We start from the raw sequence: 17,174 nt of genomic DNA on the forward strand, positions 1-17,174 counted from the left end.
TTTACCGTAAAGTTTTATGAGCCAAAATGGGTGCTTCCCCCTGCTCGGCCTAGCGGCGCCATGCCCGCCATGGCAAACCGCCCTGCCAGCCGGCGAAACGCGACGGAGGCGCCCGCCAGCGGGAACGCATCGACCACCGCGCGCCCGAGGCGCGCTGCGCGCTGCAGGTATTCATCGGCCGGCACCGAGCCCATCGACACAAGTTGTACCGCAAGGTAACGACTTGCCGCAGAGGACATATTATCGTATACCACCTTCGCCTCCTGTTCGGAAGCCCCGGTCACCAAAATACCGTAGGGACGGCAGCCCAACTGTTGCGAAAGGCGCTTGATGAGGCGGTAGGCGGCCGTGATCGACTCGGCGCTGGTGGATACCTGGACCACGATTTCGCAGTTGCCCATGATGGGGACGGGAAAGCTGTCGCGGCTGTCGAACTCGCCGTCGACGATGACGATGCCGCTTTGCTTGACCAGCACATCGAACGTCTTGGCCAGGCGGCGCGCATCGTCCGCGCCGCTGCATGCGCGCCGGGTGCGCGCCATGCTGACCACGCCAAAGCCTTGCGGCACCTGGTTGATGACCTGGTTCAGGCCGCATTCCTGGCGCGCCACGTTCAGCAGGCTCGAACCGCGGTCCACGCCCAGGCGCTGGGCCACGCCGTATTCCTGGTCGCAGGCGTCGACGATGACGACGTCGTTGCCGGCGCGCGCCAGCGACGCGCCCAGGTTGACCAGCATGGCGCCCTTGTCGTCCTGGGCGGTGGCCGATAAAAACGTGACGATGCGCGGCTTTGGCCCGGCCAGCATCCTGCGCAGGCCTTCGGCCTGGTCGAAATCGAAATTAGCCAAGGAACACCTCGCGCAGGCTGCGGTCATTGTTGGCGTTGGTCGCGCCGGCCATCAGGAGCGGCAATTCGGCGTCCGCGTACTGGGTGGCGGCGTCGCCCTTTTTGAGACGGAAGGCGCGGTCGATCAGCATGGCGCGGTCGGCCAGGTGCAAGTCTTCGGGCACGCGCTGGCCGTTGGAGATGTAGAACAGGTTCAGCTTCTGGCGGATCACGACGTCGAGCACGTTGCCGAGCGAGGCCGCTTCGTCGAGCTTGGTCATGATTGCCCCCGCCAGACCGCTGCCCTGGTAGGCGCGCACCACTTCGTTGAGCGTTTCGTTGGTGGACGTCGAGTTCAGGCACAGCAGGCGCTTGACGTCCGCGCCGGTGCCCGACAGCATCGCCACCTGCTCGGCCACGTTGTGGTCGCGCTGCGACACGCCGACCGTGTCGATCAGCACGGTGTGCTTGTTGCGCAATTCTTTCAGGGCGATGCGCAGGTCCGATTCATCCTTGACCGAGTGCACCATCACGCCGAGGATCTTGCCGTAGATGCGCAACTGTTCGTGGCCGCCGATACGATACGCGTCGGTGGTGATCAAGGCCAGTTTTTCAGGGCCGTGGCGCATCACGCAGCGCGCCGCCAGTTTGGCGGTGCTGGTGGTCTTGCCCACGCCGGTGGGGCCGACCAGGGCGAAGACGCCGCCCTTTTCCAGGATTTCATTTTCGTTGGAAATGGTGGTCAGGTTGCGCGACAGGACAGTCTTGATCCACGCCAGGCTCTGCGCTTCATCTTTTCCCGACGGGAGTTTTTCGATCAGGTAGCGCGACAGGCTGGCCGAAAAACCGGCCGCCAGCATTTCGCGCAGCACGCTGGTTTTTTGCGGTTCGCGCTGCGCGGTCGTGCTCCATGAAATTTCGGCCAACTGGGTTTCCATCAGGCCGCGCATGGCGCGAATTTCGCTCATCATGCCGCTCATTTCGGCCGCCGCCGTGTCTTTGGCCTGCGCCAGCGCCTGCTGCATCATCGACGACATTTGGCTGGCCATCAGCGACATGTCGAAGTGGCCAGGGACTGCAGGTAGCGGAACCGCGGCTGCCGGCGCGTAGCGGTTGGCGTAGGACTCGGGCGGCAGCGACAGGCTGGGGCGCGGCTGGGCCATTTCCGTTTCATGCGCGGGCGAGGCCATCGAGGCGACATCGTCGCTGGCCAGCGCCAAAATTTCGACCACGCCGTCGACCGGGCGGTTCGACAGGATCACGGCATCAGGCCCAAGCGCGTCGCGCACCTTGCGCAGCGCTTCGCGGGACGTTGCTGCGGTAAATTTTTTGACGTTCATTGTCGACTCCTGGGTCCGGCCGGCGTGCTCACATGAGGCATTGACCGATTCACAGGATGGATTATTGACGATGCCGAACGGAAACCATCAGCGGAGAAGGACGGGGAAACAGGGTCACTTCAACGTTAGTCATTTCCTAATGGAAAAATGGCAATCCTGTGCGACAGGATTTTGGAGAAAACAGCATGATGGGCGCATGGAAAAGCTCAACTACGTGTACATATTGGACAGCGCGCCGCACTTGTTTATTGGCGTCACTGGCGACTTGGAAAAGCGGGTGGCGCAGCCGCGCAGGAAGCTGGTGTGGTTTGAACCGCATGCCGATTTGCAGACCGCCGTTGCGCGGGAAAAACAGCTCAAGAAGTGGAATCGGGCGTGGAAGGCGAAGCTGGTGACGAACAATAATCCGGAGTGGCGTGATCTGTATCACGACTTTGCACGATAGGCTTATCGCTTCGATCGGGGCCACCGTTGCGCTCCATGCAGCAGGCGTAAGAGCTCGATGCGCCCGGCCTTTGGCGTCACGCGATATACGGCAATAAAAGGGGTGCCGCTGATGACCAGTTCCCGAGTTCCGCGCATGCGACCGGTGCGGCCCATCTCCGGATGGTCGGCCAGCAGGCCCACCTGTTTTGCGCTGCAATCGCGCTGCTCAACGGCCGACTTGATACTGTCATGGGCAATGTAGTCGAGTTGCGCGACGCGATCATGAATTGCCCGATCCAGCCATACCAGTTTCACACTGCGTTCGCTGTAAACCTCTTGACCAATGCGGCCCGCTTCGTCGCCCAACTCGTATTCGCCTCATTATTTGTCACCCATTCCGCGCTCGGATCGTCCGCCTCTGCAATGGCTTGCCCGACCTCTTCACGGAACCACTTGTCATGACCGGCTGCTTCGTGCGCATTGCGCAAACGCGTGGCGGCATCGGCGCGCGATGTGACGCCGGCAACAGCGACGTCGCTATGATTGGTCGCATCCAACAGTTCAAAGCGAGCAATCCGCAGTTCCCGTTTCAAGTACTCCACACACCGGTCCAGGCTGCGCCACATGCGCGGCTTGTCCGTCCGCTGTACGCAAAGGGGCTTTTCTTGCGTACCAAGCTTCAATATGACCGACCAGCCGCCGGGCTGGCCGATATGCAAATACACCTCTCTTTGTCGCGTGACGTTAGCCATCAATCTACATTCCCGCACCCACCAGGCTGGTTACGCGGATCGTCTTGGTCTCGGGAATCTCATTGTGGGACAACACCTTCAACTGCGGCAGCGCGCGGCGCAGGAAGCGCGACAGCATCGCGCGCAGCGGCCCCGGCACCAGCAGCACTGGCGTCAAGCCCATCTGCTCCTGCTGGTTCGCCGCATGGCCGGCCTGCTGCGCAATCGTGTCGGCCAGACCAGGCTCAATGCCGGCGCCCTCGCCCCCTGCCCCCAACGCTTGCATCAGAAGCCGCTCGAGCCGGTTATCGAGCGTCATCACCGACAATTCATTGGTGCCCGGGAACAGCTGCTGCACGATCGCGCGGCCCAGCGCCACCCGCACCACGGCCGTCAGCTCGGCCGGATCCTGGGTCTGCGGCGCGTACTCTGCCAGCGCCTCGATCACGCTGCGCATGTCGCGGATGTGCACGCCTTCAACCAGCAGGTTCTGCAACACCTTCTGCAGGCTCGACAATGACAGCATCTTCGGCACCAGGTCTTCCACCAGCTTCGGCGTTTCCTTGGCGATATGGTCCAGCAGCGACTGCACTTCGGCGCGGCCCAGCAATTCGGATGCATGCGACGTGATCAAATGGTTCAGGTGGGTGGCCACCACAGTGCCCGCATCGACCACGGTGTAGCCCATGTTTTGCGCTTCATCCTTCAGACTCGCATCGATCCACACGGCAGGCAGGCCGAAGGCGGGATCGGTGGTGACCAGGCCCGGCAAGGTGCCGCTCGCCATGCCCGGATTGATCGCCAGGTACTGGCCGCTGAGCGCTTCGCCGGCGCCCACTTCCACGCCCTTGAGGGTGATCCGGTAGGAAGAAGGCTTGAGCTCGAGGTTGTCGCGGATGTGCACGGGCGGCGCCAGAAAACCGACTTCCTGCGCGAACTTCTTGCGGATGCCCTTGATGCGCTTGAGCAGCTCGCCGCCTTGCGACTTGTCGACCAGGGGAATGAGGCGGTAGCCCACTTCCAGCCCCAGCGTATCGACTGGCATGATGTCTTGCCAGCTCGCTTCTTCGCTCTCCGGCGTGGCCGTCGGCGTTGGCGCGGCTTCCTCAATCTCCTTGGGCACCTTGCGCTTCTTGCTGACCAGGTAGCCGGCGCCAATGAGCGAACTTGCCAGCAGGATGAAGACAAAATTCGGCATGCCCGGGATCAGGCCCATGCCCCCAATGATGGCGCCGGTGATGTACAGCACGTCCGGCTTGGCGAACAGCTGGCCCACCAGCTGGGTGCCGATGTCCTGGTCGGAGGCCACGCGCGAGACTACGATACCGGCGGCGGTGGAAATGATCAGCGAAGGAATCTGCGCCACCAGGCCGTCGCCGATGGCCAGCAGCGTATAGGTTTCCAGCGCCTGGCCAAACGCCAGGTCGTGCTGCAGCACGCCCACCAGCAGGCCGCCGATGATGTTAATCACGGTGATCATGATGCCGGCCACGGCGTCGCCGCGCACGTACTTGGAGGCGCCGTCCATGGCGCCGTAGAATTCCGCTTCCTGGCCCACTTCCAGGCGCCGCCGGCGCGCTTCGTCTTCGGCGATCAGGCCGGCGTTCAGGTCGGCGTCGATCGCCATCTGCTTGCCGGGCATGGCGTCGAGCGCGAAACGGGCGCCCACTTCGGCGATCCGGCCGGCGCCCTTGGTGACGACGGTAAAGTTAATGATGGTCAGGATGATGAAGACGATGATACCTACCGTGTAATTGCCGCCGATCAGGAAGTGGCCGAACGCTTCGATCACCTTGCCCGCCGCCGCGCCGCCGGTGTGGCCTTCGGTCAGCACGATACGGGTCGAGGCCACATTGAGCGACAGGCGCAGCATGGTCGAGACCAGCAAAATGGTGGGAAAGGCCATGAAGTCGAGCGGCTTGACCGTATACAGGCTGGTCAGCAAGACGATCACCGCCAGCGCAATATTAAAGCTGAAGAACACGTCGAGCACGAACGCCGGCAGCGGCAGGATCATCATCGACAGCAGCAAGATGATGATGATCGGCGCGGCCAGGGCGTTGCCGCCGCCCTTCATTCCGGCCATCCAAGTTGGCATCTTCATGGTGCAGCTCCGTTATTCGTATCAGGTGGATTTTTTTGCGCAGCCGGGTTTAGCGGGTCAAGCTCGTCGGGCACCGCCAGGCGCGTGGGCCGCTCGGGATGGGCCGCGCCGCCCTGTTTGTAGGCACGCAGCTGGAACACGTAGGCCAGCACTTCGGCCACGGCCGCATACAGCGCTTCGGGAATTTCGTCGCCGATCTCGGTATGTTTGTGCAGCGCGCGCGCCAGCGGCGGCGCTTCCAGCAGCGGGACATTGTTTTCCCTGGCCAGTTCGCGAATCTTGGCGGCCACCTCGTCGGCGCCTTTGGCCACCACGCGCGGCGCCCCGCCGGCGCCATCGGTGTACTTGAGCGCGACGGCGTAATGGGTCGGGTTGGTGACGATCACGTCGGCCGTGGGGACGTCGGCCATCATGCGGCGCTGGGCCATCTGGCGCTGCAGCTGGCGGATCTTGGCCTTGATCTGGGGATTGCCGTCGGACTCTTTCGACTCCTGGATCATTTCCTGGCGCGTCATCTTCAATTTGTTCGCGTAGTGCCACATCTGGTAAGGCGCGTCGATCGCCGCCACGATGCCCAGGCCACCCACAATGTAGAGAAACGCCTTGCCGACCAGGCTGATGGTATGCGCCACGCCGCTGCCCAGCGGCTCGAGCGCGAGCGTCATGACTTCATCCTTCTGGCTCTTGATCACCAAATAGGCGACGAAACCGATGACCAGCGTCTTGGCAATTGCCTTGCCCAGTTCCACCAGCGCATTGGTGGAGAACATATTGACCAGGCCCGTGGCGGGGTTGAGCTTGGAAAACTTGGGCATGAAGCCGCTGGGGGTGAACAACAAGCCGCCGATCAACAGCGGCGACGCGACAGCGACAAACATGATGGCCAGCGCCAGCGGCAGGCAGGCCAGCATGACCTGGCCAACGTCGCTGACTACCCGCATGATGAGCACGTTGGTGTCGAATACTTGCTCGCGGTTGAGGGAAAGGCCGGACACCATGCTGGCATTGAGCTGCCGGACCAGGCCGGCGCCGGTGAGCCACAGGCCGGCCCCGGCCGTCATCAGGACGACAAAGGTCGACAGCTCGCGCGAGCGCGGCACATCGCCTTCCTTGCGCGCGTCTTCCAGGCGTTTGGCTGACGCGGGTTCGGTCTTTTCTGCGTCGCTGTCTTCTGCCATCATCGACTCCGGTTAACAGAAGACATTATTGGTCAATTTTCTTGCGGGCAATCTCCGGAACAGGGGTGGGAAGGCGTCCTTGTTCATGCAACACGGGCAAAAAACCCTGTCCGGCTTGCGTTTTGGTCCACAAACAACACGTTTCGGCGCGAACAGCGACGCCAAAATGAAAAGGTTGCTATCATCCCGTTACCGCTAAAGATATGACCATCTTTGAATTTTATTATGTAAGCAATTCATACATTGCTATAATAAAAGACTGATGGTGTTATATTTGAAGATGTACAATTTTTAACGAAAAGGGTTTCATAATGAAGAAAATTATCTCCGTAATCGCCATGATGGCTTTCGTGTCGGGCCAGGCTTTTGCCCAGGCGACTCCTGAAACCGCACCAGCAGAAGCGCCTATGGCTGCTCCTGCTGCTGCTTCCCCAGGCCTGTCGGTCGCTGCAATGATTTCGATCGGTGTAGCCCTGGCAGCTGTTGCTGCTGTTGCTTCGGATGACAGCGAGACGCCAGCGTCGCACGCTACGACCACGCACCACTAATCAAACGGGAGGGCTTTTGCTCTCCTGCTTGTTAAAAAGCCGCCCACCCCGCTAACGCGGGCTGGGCGGCTTTTTTTGGGGGGGGCGAGCCGGTGTGGTGAATTAAAACTTCCCTTGGTAAGATACGCTGATCTCCTTCGGACCCGGCAGCACGGCAAACTGCGACTTGGCATTGTCGCGCTGGCCTTTCCACAGCAAGGTCCCGGTGGCGTAGCCGACAATGCCGCCGGCCACCGTATCCGATACCCAGTGCTTGCGCCCGGCTAAGCGGCCCATGGAACTGACGGCTGCCACGCCATACAACCACGGCGCGTCATACTCTTGCGCGAACGGCGTAATGGCGGCGAATGCGACGGCACTATGGCCCGACGGGAACGACGAATTGGTGCGGGACTCCCCTTCGCCCACGCGCGCCCACGCGCCACGGTTCTCTTCGGGACGGGCGCGCCCCACAACGTATTTCCCGACGGCTGACACGCCAAGCGATGCCGCAACGGCCTGCAGGGAAATAATGCCCATATTTTGCATGCGCTCGTCACCCATGGCCACGGCTACGCCCGACGTCGCCATCAGCGCGATCGGCATGTTCTTGCCAAAATTGTTCCAGCTGCGCGCCAAGCGCGTATTGCCATGCTTACTGACATATTTGTCGACAGGCTTGTCGAGCAGCGCGCTGGCAAGGACTGCCCCGCCGGCCAGCGCCGTGCCGTAGGCAACCGAAGACAACGGCGGCGTGGCGGCCTTGGACTGCTCCAGACGAAGGCGGAACAACGGCCAGGCATCGGGCAGCGGCCGGTCCGGGAGCGTCACGGCCGGCAGCTTCTGCTCGTCCGGACGCTCCGCGAAATTGCCCAATCCGTCGTAGTCGGTCATGTCGCGGCGCGGCTGCTCGATCATGCCGTACAGGTCGCCAGGCGAGGCCACCATCTGGCCTACGTCGCGCGTCCACGGGCCGATCGCCACCCCCGCCGTCGCCTGCGTGTCGGCCGGCAGCATGCTCTTGAGCGGTATCGATACGAAGACCCCCTTGTCATGGTACGGATTGGACGGCGAACCGGGGCTGGTAATGTCGTTGCCGTTGGTCTTGGTATACCAGGCGCCGACTTCCACTCCTGAAGGGAAGCGGCGCTTGAATTCCATGCGCACGCCCGTATCCCTGGCCAGGAATCGCCCGGCCCGCGCGGTGACCGTCATGCCGTAGGGAAGCCGGTAATGCAGCGCTCCAATGGCGGTAACGGTTCTGTAATCGAGCTTGTCGAGCCAGCCTTTGTAGCCGCGCTGCTCGAGCGCATCGACCGACAGGTCCGCCGCCCAGCGTTCGTCCTTCGGCAGGTAGAGTACCTGGCCGCCCACGCCGCGGTACATTTCTTCGTAAAAACCGCCCGAAACGCGCGCATACCAGCGCTCGGCCGGATTGAGATACTGGTTGAGCATCAACCGGTTCAGCTTGAAGCGGCCGCCGCGGTTATATTCGGCAACATCAGAGCGTACGTGCGGCAACAGGCTGTTCGAGCCCTGCGTAACCTTGGACACGTTTTCGACCAAGTTGAGCTGGACGGCGCCGTTCAGGTACAAGCCATTGCCCAAGCGCTTGTTATAGGCGCTGGCGGCCGATAGCTCGTAGCGCAGGGCGCCGCTGGGATCGTTGAAGAAAAAGCCTAATTTCGGGGTGATGCGAAAGCGACTGCCCTCGCGGTCTTCGGAACTGACCTGAATGACATTGCCGTCCCGGTTGGCGTAAATACCCAGGCCGGCACTGTCGTCCACCCCGGCGACCATGGCAGCACGGTCGCCTTCAATCGTGTCGGCAGGAGTGGCATAACGCATTTGGACCGTCTGCAGGAACGTTTCACGCTTGCTGGCGCCGGCCAGGTAATCGCTCAGCGCGCCAATATCCTGGAACTCATAGGTGGCGATCGGCTGCTCGATCTTGGTGTAAGTAATGTGCAGCGCATGGGTCCCGGTCGGGGCAAAAGCGAGCGCAGTGCGCGCGGCCCTTCCAACCGCACGCCCCATCTGGGAAATGCGGCTGTTGGTCAGGGCGATGCGCAGCGTGGCGCCGTCCAAGGTAATGCGGATGTTCTTGAAGTCCTGCTTGGAGAGCGCGTTTATCAAAGGCGCGGCCTGGCGCGGGTCCTCACGCCAGGCCGCGGCAGACAGGCGCACCGGTGCGGTTTTGGGCTTGAAATAAGCGGGTTCCAGCACCTTGGGGATGAATTCCCGCTGTGCCAGCGGAATCGTAGCGTAGACATTTGCACTGAAATGATTAGGATGGCGAGCAATCTGCGCGCCAAGCCAGCCCCAGCGGTACTCGAGCCCGACGACAGCGCCCTTGCGCCGTTTTGCCGCGCCGGTCGAGACGGCTTCCAAGTCGACGCTGTAGTCATTGGCATCATATTCTGCCACCACAGCCCAGTTCGGCGCGCTGACCGGCTGCCAGCGTACACCACCAAAGACACCGTCAGGGCGCCGTCCGCCCACACCAATGCTTGCCTCAAGCTGCCGCGCCGGGCCGAACGTTTTGGTGGCGACCACATAACGGCCCTTGAACAGCCCGGTGCCCTGCAGGTCGGTGGCGCCCACGGCGATGGCCGGCATCCAGACGGACTCGGCCACCAGGCGCGCCTTCAGGTCGAACACCTTGTCCTTGTAGCGGCCGTAGTTCCTGAACGCAGGATCGACTGCATCATCGGCAAACTGCGGCGTTCCCGAGATCGACACATAACGCCCGGTAACCTGCATGAAGGGCAAGAGGGTCGATGAGGCCCAAATCGTGCCATACGGGCTGTCATAGCTGTAACCGAGGCTCAAGTCGCCATCCCTGCCGACATCGGCGTTCGGCATGTTGACGTAGCCCGACTGGCCCTGCAGCGTCGGCGCCGCCGTGGCGGCATGAGCGGCTAGTAAGATACAGCCGCACCAGGTGTAGTGGATGGAGTTACGCAATACGGTCAACAAGATGGCTCGCCTAAAGAATGCCGCAGCGGTGCTGGCGCGGAGCCACACTGTGGCTAAAAGTGAAGTGCTGGTCCAGGGCACAACGAGGACGCCCTGTGAAAATCAGATCGCGGGAAGTGTAACACCGGCTATCTGACAAGTACAGCGCGCGCCAAGCGGACGCGCTGGCGTAGGTTCAGTCGAGCGGGCAAGGGCATGCGCCCAAGTGATAAAATCGCACAAAAGCCACATAGTGGCTTCCCTTAAATCGCGCGGAAGCGATAGTAAAGCAGCGGACGGAGAACCCCTTGGATAGAAATGGCGCGCTAGATATTCTAAAGATCATATTGGCACTGATGGTAGTCGGAATCCACGCCAGCTTTCTCACCGAATGGAGCGCCGTGGCGTCATACTTGACGGTCAATGGACTGTTCAGGATTGCAGTGCCCATCTTCCTGCTAATTAACGGCTATTTTTTCTTTCAAGTCGTCGTTGCTGGTACCGCCTTGAAATGGCTCAAGCGCATATTGATCCTGTACTTGGTATGGATGGCGATCTACCTGCCTTACTGGCTGCCTGATGTACACCAGAACATGATCTCTTTCGTGCTGCGGTCAGGCCACACCATCGTCTTCGGTTATACCATCTTTGGTACCTGGCCGGCATGCTGGGCGCGGCGCTAATGATGCTGGCCGCGGCCAAGGCAAGCACCAAGGTATTGGTCGCCGCGGTGATCGTCACCTTCCTAGGAGGCGTCTTTATCCAGTATATCGGGTCCTATCAACTCTTGGGGAGCACAAACATCTCGAAGATATTTAGCCTAAGCTGGCCGCACCGAAATTTCCTCTTCTTTTCATTCCCGTTTTTTTGCGCTGGCTACTTGATCAATAAACACAAGATTCACAACAGATTTACCACGAGAACCGCATTGACCATGGCCGGCTTTGGCGCCGTACTCATGTTCGCAGAGTCCTACCTGAACTTTATTGGAACCGCCGCCGCCGCTGGGGTGGACAACCTGGTCTCGCTTGCGCTCATATGTCCTGCCATTTTCATCCTGTTCATGAAACTAAACCTGCCAACCGACAGCAGGGAGCTAGCGCGCTATTCCACCGGCATCTACCTGGTCCACGTTCTCATCATTTCACTACTCCAGAAGACGTTCGAGATCCCCCCCACCGCGCTTACCGCCTGGACCGCGATCGCCGCGACGGCGCTGGCTGCTGTGCTTATCCGCCTGGACCGGAAACTCGGTTTCTTGCTGTGATTCGGGCCGGTCGGCAGGCGCTACTCCAACCAATTACGATTACGGCATATGAAAATTTTCGCATTTCATCTTTTGAACGATTACAGCGGCAGCCCCAAAGTGTTAAGCCAGCTCTTAAAAGGCTGGATTGAAAAGGATTACGACGTCAATGTGGTGACGTGCAAAGGCAGGGACGGATTTTTGTCCGATATTACAGGGGTGAAATATCACTACTACAAATACAACTTCGCGGAAAACAAGTTGGTCCGGCTATTCAATCTGGCTCTAAGCCAGTTGATTGTTTTTGCGAAGTTCTTCGGGCAGGTGAGCAGGGATGACATCGTGTATATCAATACAGTCCTGCCCTTTGGCGCTGCACTAGTCGGCAAACTGAAGGGTTGCAGAGTGATCTATCACGTCCACGAAACCACTGTAAAGCCGGCCATTTTCAAGAAATTCCTTTTTGGAATTGCGAAATGGGCAGCGGATGACGCGATTTACGTTTCAAATTTCTTGAAAGAAGAGGAGCCATTTGCCCATGCGCGATGCCACGTAATCTACAACGCGATCGAAGACGTTTTCTATCGCAAGGCCATGGCGGACAGAACGTTCTGCGCAACGCCGGAACATGTGTTGATGGTTTGCTCCTTGAAGGCGTATAAAGGCGTGAGCGAATTCCTACAGCTATCCAGACTGAACCCCAAGTACGGATTCAGGTTGATCGTCAACGCAGCACAATCGGAAGTCGATTCCTATTTCGCAGCGGAGAAACTGCCCGCGAATTTACAGATCTTGGAGACGCAAACGAACTTGCACCCGCATTATCAGTGGGCCGACATCATCCTGAACCTGTCAAGGCCGGACGGGTGGATTGAAACGTTCGGTTTGACGATTATTGAAGGCATGGCCTACGGCCTGCCGGCCATCGTGCCACCAGTTGGAGGGATCACCGAACTGGTGGTACAAGGAAGAAATGGCTACAAGGTCGATAGCCGCAACATCGAAGAATTGAACAGAAAATTAAACGATATTTTGGGAAATCAGGACACTTACCGTGACATGGTGCAACGTTCCCTCGAAAAGATCGCTGAATTCAGCGAGCCTGTGTTTTTAGAAAAGAACATCAAACTGCTCGCACAAGCGTGAAACAGGGACGAGCGCCGACTGCGGGCGCCTGCTGGCCGGATCATGCCGTTTGGCTGAGTGGCTTGCTTGCTTGCCACAGCCGCCGTGCCCGGCCATTCAGCGGCGTCTCAACAAACAGGAAAACCAGATGCCCGGCCACGATCGAGATCAGCGCCGTTGCAACGATGATCAGCGGTACCGATGTCACGTGCAGCTTCCACATGACCAAGCACAGCGCCGGTGCGAGGATCGGATGGATCAGGTAAAGAGCATAGGAACTGTCGCCTAGCCGCGCAAGCATCTGGCGCATGCGGGGGAACACGTTCATGCGCATGGACATCGCCCCGAGCATGATCATGACCGCGCCAATGTCAAAGCGCTTGAACAGCGGGAACCACAGGTTGCGGGCGGAATCGCTGAGCATCAGCAACAGCCCGCCAATGAAAAGCACCCATGCCAGCACTTGCGGCAGGCGCAGCCCGCGCCGGTACAGGTAAGCGAGCGTCATGCCTGCGATGAACAGCAGGTTTTGCTCGCTGACGGCCACCCGCACCATGGCGAAGTCGGTTGGCAGCGCCAGGCCCACCAGCCACAGCCCTACGATCACCGCGCTGCACACGGCGAATGGGGACGCGCGCAACAACAGCGCTGCGGCAAACAGGTAATAGAAGTACATCTCGTGCAACAGGCTCCATCCTACGCCGTGCAAAGGCTCGACGTTGCCAAAGGCGTTGGTCATCGGTACCAGGAAGTACGACGCCAGGGTGTAACCCAGCGTTGGCTGGTTGCCCACCAGCGCCGCCGGCAACGCGAGCGCAAGCACAAGCTTGAACGTGGTGATCAGCCAGTACAGCGGGAAAATGCGCAGGACACGCTTGCGCATGAAATCGGTTGCGCCCGGACCGGTGCGCGGCAATTCTGCCCCAGATAAATAAATTACAACCCCGCTGATAACAAAAAACAAGGATACACCGGCGGCACCCGGGTGCCAGATGCCAAAGGCAGGGTCGATACGCGCCGATACGTAAAAGCTTATGTGCGTCAACAGGACCACCGCCGCAGCGAAAAATCGCAGGATCTGGACGTTTTCGATACGTCCGTCGTGCCCGTCCGGCATGGCTGCGACCGCGCTCATGCCGCCTCCCCGCTGCACATTGCCAGGTAAGCCGATGAAATGCCGGCGCGGCTGTACTTGGCCCGTATGTCCAGCCGGGGCGGCGCCGTTCCATGCTCGGCATCGAGCAAGGCGGCGAGCGCCTGTGCCGAGTCGAAAAATTGTGCATGGCGGCCCGCCGTCGAGTGGTGATAGCAAACGTCCAGGCAGTATATCTGGCAGTCGTAAAACAGCATTTCGACCAGCGAAGGATTGGTGCCGCCGACCGAGTGGCCATGCACGTAGCTCGAACAGGCTTCGCGGTAACGCGCCAGTTCCAGCGGCTCGTAGATCGGATCGAGCAGGTTCAGGCGCGGATGCTGCCCATATTTTTCGCACAGTGCGATACCATAGGGGCTGCGCTGCCAGTTGCCGATAATCGTGTACGTATGGTGCGCCGACGCCAGCACGCCTTCGATCAGCATGGCGATGTTGTTTTCAGGCTCGATCCGGCACACCGTCAGCGCCGTGCGCGGCAGCATCGGCGTAACCACCCGCATGACATGATCGCCCGGATAGGCAATACACAGTGTCTTGGCTGGATAAAGCGGGATCAGCGCATCGCTGTCGATGACGACTTTGTGGGCGAAGCGTTGCGCCAGATAGTCGAGCGCGCGCAAGAACAGGCGCTTGCCCCCGGAAAATTTTCCGCGCTTCCATTCAACGCCATCGACGTTCACGTACAGGCGTTTGCCGGTCAGGCTGCACAGCAGGCGGAACAGGGGGAACCACATCCCGCCCGACACGCCCAGCACGATGATGTGCGTGGCACGGCCGAACACGGCGAAAAACGCCAGCAGGTCGTGCAGGATCGAAGCGGCGCCGTTGGCCGGACAATCAATGAACACGCGCTCGACGCCGTTGTACAGCGTCGCGCCTTCCGGATACATATTTTTGGCACAGGTGACCATGACTGCGTCGGCCCCTTTCAGGATATAGGGCGTGGTGTGCTCAAGAAATGCTTCAAACCCGCCATACAGGTTGGGGATGCCAACGCTGCCGATGAAGGCGATATTCTTCGGGGAATGTTTACTACGAGATTGCAACATAATATCCTTTGGAAGACGAGCCGGCGCAATGCCCCGCTACGCCCCGGCAGCTCGGCGGGGAAGACTATACTGCAGCAATACAAGCGCTACCAAAGTAGTCACCTGGGGCGAGAACACGACGTGGCCAGCCATGAAGGCGTGGGCCAGGGTACCAATCAGGGCGACCAGTATTTCAGGCGGAAACCTCACGCTGCATGCACGCTTGGCGATAGGCCACAGCAGCGCCGTATAACACAGCGTGCCGGCCACCCCATACGCGACGAACAGATCGGAAAAGTCCATTTCGAACAGACTGCCTTCGCCCGACGGCAAGCCGAGCGGGCGCAGCGAGAGATGGCGCGCGTAATACTCTCCCGCGCCGAACAGCACGATCAGCCAATTCATTGGGTGCTCGATCAACTGCGGCACGATGGCGTCGATGTAGTCGTACCGACCGCGAAACAGGAAAGCGATGATGCCTTCATCGAGCAACGCGGCGAAAAAAGTGCCGCTGGCGAAGGCTTCGATGACATCGAGGTTTTTCACGACCAGGTAACAGCCATACAGAAAGCCACCGAGCAGCACTGCGCGTGCGCACCCGCGCGCAGCACCGCTGCGCTGGGCACTCATCCGGTAGACGGCGTACGTAGCCACCACCGACGCAATCAGTGACGACTTGGTAAAGACATACACGCCGGCTGCCAGGTACAGTGCCAGCCCAATGCAGGCGGCGAGCAAAATGTTGTTGCACATTTGAAGGCAATGGCGCACCACAAAGGGTGCCGTCAGCAACAGCAACAGTCCGACTTCGTTGGCGCCGATCATGAACCCCTTGCCGCCGTCGATGTTGGTCCCGCGCGCGCCGATCACCCCGCCCAGTCCGCTGATCTCACCGATGAAAAGCGATGCAAGCACCATCCAGCCATACGTGAGCAACCCGTCGCGCAGGTCGTCGGCCAGCAGCCAGCCCCGATCGAGCTGATCGCGCAAATAGCCATAGAACAGCGGGAAATACAGCAGGCGCAAGCTGGTGCCGACCTCCATGGCCAGCGCCCGCTCGTCGCGCAATATCAGGTAATCGACCAGCACCCTGAGCACGAAGAACCCGATCACGCCCACCCACAGCAGCTTGGTCACCAGCGTCGAGCGGGCCAGCAGGATGGCATGCACCACGAAGTAGAAACACAGGCACCCGCGCAACAGCATGGTGATCGGTACGAAATTTTGCACCAGTGCGCCGAAGGTATCGGCCAGCGCCATGCACCACACCAGGTTCTGCGCACTCCACATGGGCAGGCGCGATGTCGGCAGCAGATGTCTGAGCATTATCATCGATTCACTCCGGCATCAGTGCTGGACATAGTCGATGAAGTGGCTCACGTGGTGTTCCAGCGAGTAGTGGCGCAATGCGCTGCCACTGGCCTCGATCCGGCCCACCATGTCCGGCCGCCGCGACAGCGCTGCGGCAAATGCCGCGGCCAGCGCCGCAACGTCGCCCTCTTCCACATACAGGGCCTGCTCCTGGTCCAGCACCTGCTTGTAAATCGGCGAATCCCAGGCGATCACGAGGCGGCGAGCGCCCATCAGCTCGAGCAAGCCGTTCGAGACCCCGCCCCCGCCCGACTCTTTTGAGTAGGTCAGGCAGACCCCGGCGTCGGTGGTCTCCAGGTACGCCAGCATCGCTTCGTTGGCCAGCGGCCCGCGGAAAGTGACGTGGGAGGCGCACTCGGCGGCGAGCTGGGCCGCCACCTCGCGTAATGGGCCATCGCCGACAATGTCAAACTGCAGTTGCGCGCAGCCGCCGCCGGCAACGTAGTGCCGAACCGCGCCGGCGAAATCGCGCAAGCCCTTTTCTTCACTCAGGCGCCCGATGTAGGCGATGACGACACGCTCGGTGCGGAACGCCTGTTGGCGCAGCCGCGTGTACTTGTCCAGGTCGAGCGCGTTCGGAATTGCTTCGACGTGCCGGCCCAGCGCATCCTCGTAGAATGCCTTGGTATCCTGTCCGTTCGCGATGATCCGGTCAGCGCCGTGCATAAACCAGCGCTCCGAGGCACAAATCAGGCGCTTGATGCCTTGTCCATGGCGGTGGTTGATTTCCTTCGACAACACGCCGCGGATCCACACCACCAACAGCGGCGCGCGCCACGACAGTATCCGTACCAGGCGCATCACGGCCGCTTCGTAAAACGTGCCGACGGCAACCACGACATGGCCCTCGGCCGGCACCCGCAGCAAGCGGCGCGTGACGTGCGAGCAGAAGATGACAATGCGGCGCAGCGACACCAGCTTGCCCGGACCGGCCGGCAGGCGCGTTTCGATAAAGTTGACCGCCGTATGGCGAAACACCGACAGCTTTTCGTGCACGTCTGTGGACGCGTCTGCCGCGTAATACACATCGATATGACCGAACCGGCCATCGGTTACCAGTTTGGGCAACACGTTGTTAAGCCAGGTTTCCCTGCCGCCGCCGTGACTGAGCAAGGCCGACAGCATGACGATGCTGAGCCGCCTATCAGTCATGACGGCAGG

The 17,174-nt window shown here is 60.4% G+C and carries 16 protein-coding genes; 5 read left to right on the forward strand and 11 right to left on the reverse strand.

Annotation, left to right across the window (positions count from 1 at the left end):
- Window positions 1–14: 14 nt before the first annotated feature.
- Together ACP7BV_RS14330 and flhF are read right to left on the reverse strand one after the other, a co-directional pair.
- Window positions 15–848, reverse strand: coding sequence for a MinD/ParA family ATP-binding protein (locus ACP7BV_RS14330; RefSeq protein WP_426104701.1), 834 nt, complete (start codon window positions 846–848; stop codon window positions 15–17).
- Window positions 841–2,166 carry a flagellar biosynthesis protein FlhF gene (flhF, locus tag ACP7BV_RS14335; protein WP_426104702.1) on the reverse strand — a complete coding sequence of 442 codons (1,326 nt, stop codon included), beginning with the start codon at window positions 2,164–2,166 and terminating at the stop codon, window positions 841–843. Before flhF ends, ACP7BV_RS14330 begins: the two co-directional genes overlap by 8 nt.
- Before the next feature lie 196 nt (window positions 2,167–2,362).
- On the opposite strand from flhF, the gene ACP7BV_RS14340 reads away from it, so the two are divergent.
- Window positions 2,363–2,611, forward strand: coding sequence for a GIY-YIG nuclease family protein (locus ACP7BV_RS14340; RefSeq protein ID WP_426104704.1), 249 nt, complete (start codon window positions 2,363–2,365; stop codon window positions 2,609–2,611).
- A gap of 2 nt (window positions 2,612–2,613) precedes the next feature.
- Here the strand turns inward: ACP7BV_RS14340 and ACP7BV_RS14345 are convergent, their stop codons facing one another.
- Genes ACP7BV_RS14345 through flhB form a run of 4 tightly spaced genes read right to left on the reverse strand, consistent with a single transcriptional unit; the run spans window position 2,614 to window position 6,605 of the window.
- Complete coding sequence (locus ACP7BV_RS14345) at window positions 2,614–2,907, reverse strand: type II toxin-antitoxin system RelE/ParE family toxin (protein ID WP_426104705.1); 294 nt, start codon at window positions 2,905–2,907, stop codon at window positions 2,614–2,616.
- On the reverse strand, window positions 2,904–3,344 hold the full coding sequence (locus ACP7BV_RS14350; protein WP_426104707.1) for a hypothetical protein: 441 nt from the start codon (window positions 3,342–3,344) through the stop codon (window positions 2,904–2,906). The genes ACP7BV_RS14345 and ACP7BV_RS14350 overlap by 4 nt, the downstream gene beginning before the upstream one ends.
- 4 nt (window positions 3,345–3,348) lie before the next feature.
- A complete protein-coding gene (gene flhA / locus ACP7BV_RS14355) occupies window positions 3,349–5,427 on the reverse strand; it encodes a flagellar biosynthesis protein FlhA (RefSeq protein ID WP_426104708.1) in 2,079 nt (692 codons plus the stop codon).
- The gene (gene flhB / locus ACP7BV_RS14360) at window positions 5,424–6,605 is read right to left on the reverse strand and encodes a flagellar biosynthesis protein FlhB (protein WP_426104766.1); all 1,182 of its coding nucleotides are present in this window, start codon (window positions 6,603–6,605) and stop codon (window positions 5,424–5,426) included. The genes flhA and flhB overlap by 4 nt, the downstream gene beginning before the upstream one ends.
- A gap of 311 nt (window positions 6,606–6,916) precedes the next feature.
- Here flhB and ACP7BV_RS14365 point away from each other — a divergent pair, with 311 nt between their 5' ends.
- Complete coding sequence (locus tag ACP7BV_RS14365; RefSeq protein WP_426104709.1) at window positions 6,917–7,153, forward strand: hypothetical protein; 237 nt, start codon at window positions 6,917–6,919, stop codon at window positions 7,151–7,153.
- A 102-nt stretch (window positions 7,154–7,255) separates the two neighbouring features.
- Here ACP7BV_RS14365 and ACP7BV_RS14370 read toward each other — a convergent pair whose 3' ends face one another.
- Window positions 7,256–10,111 (reverse strand): YjbH domain-containing protein, encoded by a 2,856-nt coding sequence (locus ACP7BV_RS14370; protein ID WP_426104711.1) that lies wholly within the window; start codon window positions 10,109–10,111, stop codon window positions 7,256–7,258.
- Between the two features lie 287 nt (window positions 10,112–10,398).
- Between ACP7BV_RS14370 and ACP7BV_RS14375 the strand changes: the two genes are divergently transcribed.
- Genes ACP7BV_RS14375 through ACP7BV_RS14385 form a run of 3 tightly spaced genes read left to right on the forward strand, consistent with a single transcriptional unit; the run spans window position 10,399 to window position 12,482 of the window.
- The gene (locus ACP7BV_RS14375; protein WP_426104712.1) at window positions 10,399–10,773 is read left to right on the forward strand and encodes an acyltransferase family protein; all 375 of its coding nucleotides are present in this window, start codon (window positions 10,399–10,401) and stop codon (window positions 10,771–10,773) included.
- Window positions 10,773–11,357, forward strand: coding sequence for an acyltransferase family protein (locus ACP7BV_RS14380; RefSeq protein ID WP_426104713.1), 585 nt, complete (start codon window positions 10,773–10,775; stop codon window positions 11,355–11,357). The genes ACP7BV_RS14375 and ACP7BV_RS14380 overlap by 1 nt, the downstream gene beginning before the upstream one ends.
- 48 nt (window positions 11,358–11,405) lie before the next feature.
- Window positions 11,406–12,482 (forward strand): glycosyltransferase family 4 protein, encoded by a 1,077-nt coding sequence (locus tag ACP7BV_RS14385; RefSeq protein ID WP_426104714.1) that lies wholly within the window; start codon window positions 11,406–11,408, stop codon window positions 12,480–12,482.
- Window positions 12,483–12,522: 40 nt separating this feature from the next.
- On the opposite strand, the gene ACP7BV_RS14390 is transcribed toward ACP7BV_RS14385, so the two are convergent.
- The 4 genes from ACP7BV_RS14390 to ACP7BV_RS14405 are packed head-to-tail and all read right to left on the reverse strand — an operon-like array spanning window position 12,523 to window position 17,165.
- Window positions 12,523–13,596, reverse strand: coding sequence for an acyltransferase family protein (locus ACP7BV_RS14390; RefSeq protein ID WP_426104715.1), 1,074 nt, complete (start codon window positions 13,594–13,596; stop codon window positions 12,523–12,525).
- Entirely contained in the window at window positions 13,593–14,663 is a 1,071-nt protein-coding gene (locus ACP7BV_RS14395; RefSeq protein ID WP_426104716.1) for a DUF1972 domain-containing protein, read from the reverse strand. Before ACP7BV_RS14395 ends, ACP7BV_RS14390 begins: the two co-directional genes overlap by 4 nt.
- A gap of 36 nt (window positions 14,664–14,699) precedes the next feature.
- Entirely contained in the window at window positions 14,700–15,974 is a 1,275-nt protein-coding gene (locus tag ACP7BV_RS14400; RefSeq protein WP_426104718.1) for a hypothetical protein, read from the reverse strand.
- Window positions 15,975–15,989: 15 nt separating this feature from the next.
- Window positions 15,990–17,165, reverse strand: coding sequence for a glycosyltransferase family 4 protein (locus ACP7BV_RS14405; protein ID WP_426104719.1), 1,176 nt, complete (start codon window positions 17,163–17,165; stop codon window positions 15,990–15,992).
- Window positions 17,166–17,174 lie beyond the last annotated feature (9 nt).

It is taken from the genome of Massilia sp. TSP1-1-2, from assembly GCF_049896185.1.
In the GTDB taxonomy this organism is placed as follows: Bacteria; Pseudomonadota; Gammaproteobacteria; order Burkholderiales; family Burkholderiaceae_D; genus Telluria_A.